The following is a 4,464-nucleotide window of genomic DNA, read 5'->3' on the forward strand; positions in this document are numbered from 1 at the left end:
GTGGTTACGTCGACGCCGACGATGGGGCCAGCCTGGGCGGCGCGCATGATATCTGCAGGGAAGTTCTTCATGACCGCGCCATCCACCAGCACGTTCTGACCGTCGGTAGCCGGGGGCATCACGCCGGGCAGGGCAATGGTGGCGCGCAGCGCATGGCGTAAGGAGCCTCGCCGGTGGAGTTGATAGGCGCCGGTGGTCAGGTTGGATGACAGGCAGAAGAACGGGAGCCAGAGATCTGCGATCTGCGTCTCGCCAAAGTGGGTGCGCAGGCGTTCCCCTACCTTCAGGCCGTGGGTCATGGCGAGCAGGGGCAGGGCGATGTCGTCCAGTGGGCTGGTTTCGACAAAAGCCTTGCGCAGGCGGCGATCCATCTCGACCTGATCCCAACCCATGGCAAGACCTGCGCCAACGATACCGCCCATTGAGGACCCGCCCACGAAATCTATGGGCACGCCTCGCTCCCTGAGCGCCTTGATCGCGCCCACATGGGCATAGGCTCGCGCGCCGCCGCCGGAGAGCACCAGACCCACCGACTGGCCAGTGACCACCCGGGCGATCCGTTGGAAGTCCGGCGTATGGCCACGTCTCAGATGGAACACGCGTGACGCGCCGGTGGCGTCCAACCAGGCTTCTGAACCGGCAGGACGCTCGAGTTCGACTGGCTGGATCAGAAGCAGGTCGACCAGACCCTGCTCGCGCAAGGTCGTTGCCATCGGCAGACTGCCCTCAACCTGCGGCGGGCGGTCGCCTCGGGCCACCTGAAACAGTCGATCCACCAGTCGGGGCACGAAGGGTGCCCAGGTGGTCTCATCCCGTTCGGCGACATAAAGGACATAGTCGTGGACCCGCTCGACCTCCGAGAACCACTCTGTAGGGGCAGTGACGGCCTCGACGCCCACAGTCGTGACCTGGTAGCCCAGGGCTGCGACTTCCCGTGCCAGCCGCTCGACAAGCGGGCGGATCGGGCCGGGTCGGCCAACCGCCACGAAGCCGAAGACAGAAGGATCGCCCACCGGGCCGCGCCGGGCGGTCTGGCGGCTGCGAAGAATCATCAGGCGCGCCAGTTCAGTCATCACCGCCGCGTCGGCGTCGCAGGCCTCGAAAAACACGGCCTTGGGCACTGCGAAGACTTCTGAATCACGCAGGGCATAGACGTCGGCGGAATGTGGAATCCCGGCGATCAGCGCCATCTCACCGGCGGGTTCGCCGGGCCGGATGATGCCGAGGAAGCTTGGCTCCTGGCCATCCTCACGACGGAACGCTCCCAGTCGTCCGGTGCGCACGATAAACAGTTCATCGGAAGCGTCGCCGTGGCTGAACAGCTTCTGGCCGCCCGGCACGGAGAACCAGATGGTCTCGGCCTGAATTCGTGGGTGCTTGAACAGTCGCGCCAGCACCGAATCAGGTGGAATGTCAGGGAGCTTGGGCACGGCGAATAGCCTAGTCTCGACTGGTGCGACGCTCAATGTAGCCTTTCCAAGCCCTGTGCGTGGCCGTAAGCGAAGGCTATGGCGCTTCACATGATAAAACTGGTCGTCGGGGCAGCCGCCGTCGAGGACATGCTGGCCTGGCACGCCACTCACCGGGGTGTCAGTCACCCGTGGGTGATGTCCACCCGGATGACGCCCAAGCGAGCCGAAGAGCTTTTGGACGGCGGTTCGCTCTACCGGGTGTTCAAGGGTGTGATCCTGTGTCGACAGGCCATCCTGGCGGTGGACAAAGTGGGAGACGGTGTCACTGCCCGCTGCGAAGTGACGCTCAGTGATCAGGTCGTGCGCGTTGCTCCAACACCGCGTCGGGCCTTTCAGGGATGGCGCTATCTCGAGGCCAAGGATGCGCCGCCTGATCTGGATACCGAGGCGTTCGGTGATGTGCCGGCGGACCTGGCGCGGCAGCTGAGAGAGGCCGGTGCCTGGTGAGGTGAGGCCGGCTGTCCCGACCGTCCCAGGATTCGTGCGACCTCAGTCGCCCATGTTGTCGATCAGCCGTGTTTTGCCGAGGCGCGCGGCGGCGAGCAACCGGATCGGACCTTCGGCCGGACCGGGCCCCAGCCGAGCAAGGGTCTCTGGCGTGCGCGCCTCCACATAGTCCACAGAATGGAAGCCGGCCGAGAGAAGCGCCTCGATCGCCCAATCTTCGACTGATTTGACCGGCGTGCGCGCCCGCAACCGTTGGAGGCTTTCTGCCAGCACGCGATTGAGGCTCCCCGCAACAGGGCGTTCGTCGTCAGACAGGTAAGCATTGCGCGATGACAGAGCGAGACCATCCCCGGCTCGGACTATGGGACCGCCCACGATCCCCACAGGGATATCGAGGTCCCGAACCAGCCTCCGTATCACCTGCAACTGCTGAAAGTCCTTCTCGCCGAAGACAGCCAGATCGGGTGCGCACTGGTTCAGGAGTTTGGTGACGACCGCAGCGACGCCGGCGAAGTGACCAGGCCGCGCCAGTCCGTCCAGAGGCTCCGACACCCCCGTGACGGTTACGGTTGTCGCAGCGCCTTCTGGATACATTTCGGCTACGCTTGGCGCGTAGAGCAGATCACAGCCTGCCCGCGCCAGCATGGCCGCGTCTGCGGGCTCGTCTCGTGGATAGGTGGTGAAGTCCTCGCCCGGTCCGAACTGGGTCGGATTGACAAAAATGCTGGCCACTACCCGGTCAGCCTTCGCGCCCGCCAATCTGACCAGGGACAGATGGCCCTCGTGCAATGCGCCCATGGTCGGCACAAATCCCACGTGTAAGCCGGCGCGGCGCCAGGCGGCGACCTGCGCGCGAAGTTCGGCGACGGTGCGGACAATCGGGAGCGTTTCGGACATGTCGCGGCATATGGCGATGCTGTGACGCCAAGTCCATCCACAGGGCGTGCGATGAACGCGTTGACGGGCCCCCATCCGCCGCTGTCATTTAACGGCCAAGCGAGTCGGTCAGAATACCGGTGTCAGAGGAGCGGACAACCATGGGCCAGGCCAGCGTTATTGTGGTCGGCAATGAGAAGGGTGGGGCGGGGAAGTCCACACTCGCGATACACATCGTGACGGCCCTCCTGCACGGCGGAGCAAAGGTGGCGGTGCTGGACCTCGACCTGCGCCAACAGACCATGGGCCACTTCTTCGCAAATCGAGCCGCCTGGCTCGCGGCGAATGGCGCGGTGGCGCCCATGCCGATCGAGCATCCTATCAGCAGCGCCGGCGACGCCCTGGCCAAGGCGCCGGACTCCGAGCAAATCGCCCGCTTTGAGGCTGGCTTCAAGGAGGTGGTGAGTGACGCCGATTTTGTCCTGATCGACACCCCCGGCGCCGACACCGCGATCATGCGCGCCGCGCACGTGCGGGCGGACCTGATCGTCACCCCGATGAACGACAGCTTCGTCGACTTCGACATGTTGGGCGTGGTGGATCCGGGCACCCTGGATCTCAAACGGCACAGCCTCTACGCAGAGACTGTCTGGGCCAGCCGGAAACAGCGCGCAACCACCGAGCGCAAGCAGATCGACTGGGTTGTCTTGCGCAATCGACTGGCCCCAACGGAAGCACGCAATCGCAAACGCCTGGATGAGCGCGTCCTGGCGCTGTCGCGCAAGGTCGGGTTTCGGGTGGGGCCAGGTCTGCGTGACCGGGTAATCTATCGTGAGTTGTTCCCGTTTGGCCTGACGGTAGCCGACCTGTCGCCGACCATCCGCCCTGTGGCGATGAGCCTGCAGCATGTGGCCGCACGGCAGGAACTTCGTGCGCTGATGATCGCACTGGGGTTCAACGGACTGGACGAGAACGAGCGGATCGCGGCGGAATAGCCGCATGCTCTATCTCCTCCTGGGCGGCGCCGCCCTGGTGCTCTATCTCTGGGCGAGCAAGCGCAAGGTACCTGTTCTCAAGCGTCGGGAATGGCGGATATTGACGGCTGCGCTGGCAGTGGCGTGCTTTACCGCCGCCGTGTTTGTGAGTGTTCGCGGCGGCTGGGGCGCGGGGATTGTGTTGGCCGTGGCGGGGTTGGGCCTGGCCTCGTCAGCTCGTAAAACGGCGATGCCGGGCGCCGCGCCGCCTACCGAGGCCATGAGCCTTGACGAGGCCCGCCGGATCCTTGGGGTGGAGGCTGCGGCCAGCCGAAAGGATGTCCAGGAGGCCTACACCCGCCTGATGCGCGCGGTACACCCGGACAAGGGTGGGACAGCCGGGCTGGCGGCACAGCTCAACGCCGCACGGGATCGATTGTTGAAACGGTAGTACGGCACGCCGCCCCGCATACATCAGCCGCGGCTGGGAGCCATCACCAGGCAGGGTTGTTTCCTGGCCTTAAGGGCCTTGCAAGCGTCCTTGGCATCCGCCTCGCTCATGCCCGCGAAACGTGCGCGGAATTTTCCATCGTCCTTCTCGGCCAGGGCGCGCGCATCATCAAAGTGCTTGCCGTACTTTTTCTCGACGATGGCCAGTTGCTCGCGGGCATCCGAGCGGTTGCTGAATGTACCGA

At 64.9% G+C, this 4,464-nt stretch carries 6 protein-coding genes; 3 read left to right on the plus strand and 3 right to left on the minus strand.

Annotation, left to right across the window (positions count from 1 at the left end):
* On the minus strand, positions 1-1,430 hold a 1,430-nt coding region (locus ACIQ42_RS16335; RefSeq protein ID WP_397423311.1), incomplete at its 3' end, for a patatin-like phospholipase family protein.
* A 78-nt stretch (positions 1,431-1,508) separates the two neighbouring features.
* Between ACIQ42_RS16335 and ACIQ42_RS16340 the strand changes: the two genes are divergently transcribed.
* Positions 1,509-1,919, plus strand: a complete 411-nt coding sequence (locus tag ACIQ42_RS16340; protein WP_397423306.1) for a DUF1489 family protein — start codon at positions 1,509-1,511, stop codon at positions 1,917-1,919.
* 42 nt (positions 1,920-1,961) lie between these two features.
* Here ACIQ42_RS16340 and panC read toward each other — a convergent pair whose 3' ends face one another.
* The gene (gene panC, locus ACIQ42_RS16345; protein WP_397423307.1) at positions 1,962-2,816 is read right to left on the minus strand and encodes a pantoate--beta-alanine ligase; all 855 of its coding nucleotides are present in this window, start codon (positions 2,814-2,816) and stop codon (positions 1,962-1,964) included.
* A gap of 140 nt (positions 2,817-2,956) precedes the next feature.
* Here panC and ACIQ42_RS16350 point away from each other — a divergent pair, with 140 nt between their 5' ends.
* On the plus strand, positions 2,957-3,790 hold the full coding sequence (locus ACIQ42_RS16350) for a division plane positioning ATPase MipZ (RefSeq protein ID WP_397423308.1): 834 nt from the start codon (positions 2,957-2,959) through the stop codon (positions 3,788-3,790).
* Positions 3,791-3,794: 4 nt separating this feature from the next.
* Positions 3,795-4,220 carry a molecular chaperone DnaJ gene (locus ACIQ42_RS16355; RefSeq protein ID WP_397423309.1) on the plus strand — a complete coding sequence of 142 codons (426 nt, stop codon included), beginning with the start codon at positions 3,795-3,797 and terminating at the stop codon, positions 4,218-4,220.
* A gap of 23 nt (positions 4,221-4,243) precedes the next feature.
* On the opposite strand, the gene ACIQ42_RS16360 is transcribed toward ACIQ42_RS16355, so the two are convergent.
* The coding region (locus ACIQ42_RS16360) for an SPOR domain-containing protein (RefSeq protein WP_397423310.1) at positions 4,244-4,464 on the minus strand (221 nt) is incomplete at its 5' end.

Origin of the sequence: Phenylobacterium sp. (genome assembly GCF_044372605.1) — a bacterium.
Classification (GTDB): domain Bacteria; phylum Pseudomonadota; class Alphaproteobacteria; order Caulobacterales; family Caulobacteraceae; genus Phenylobacterium.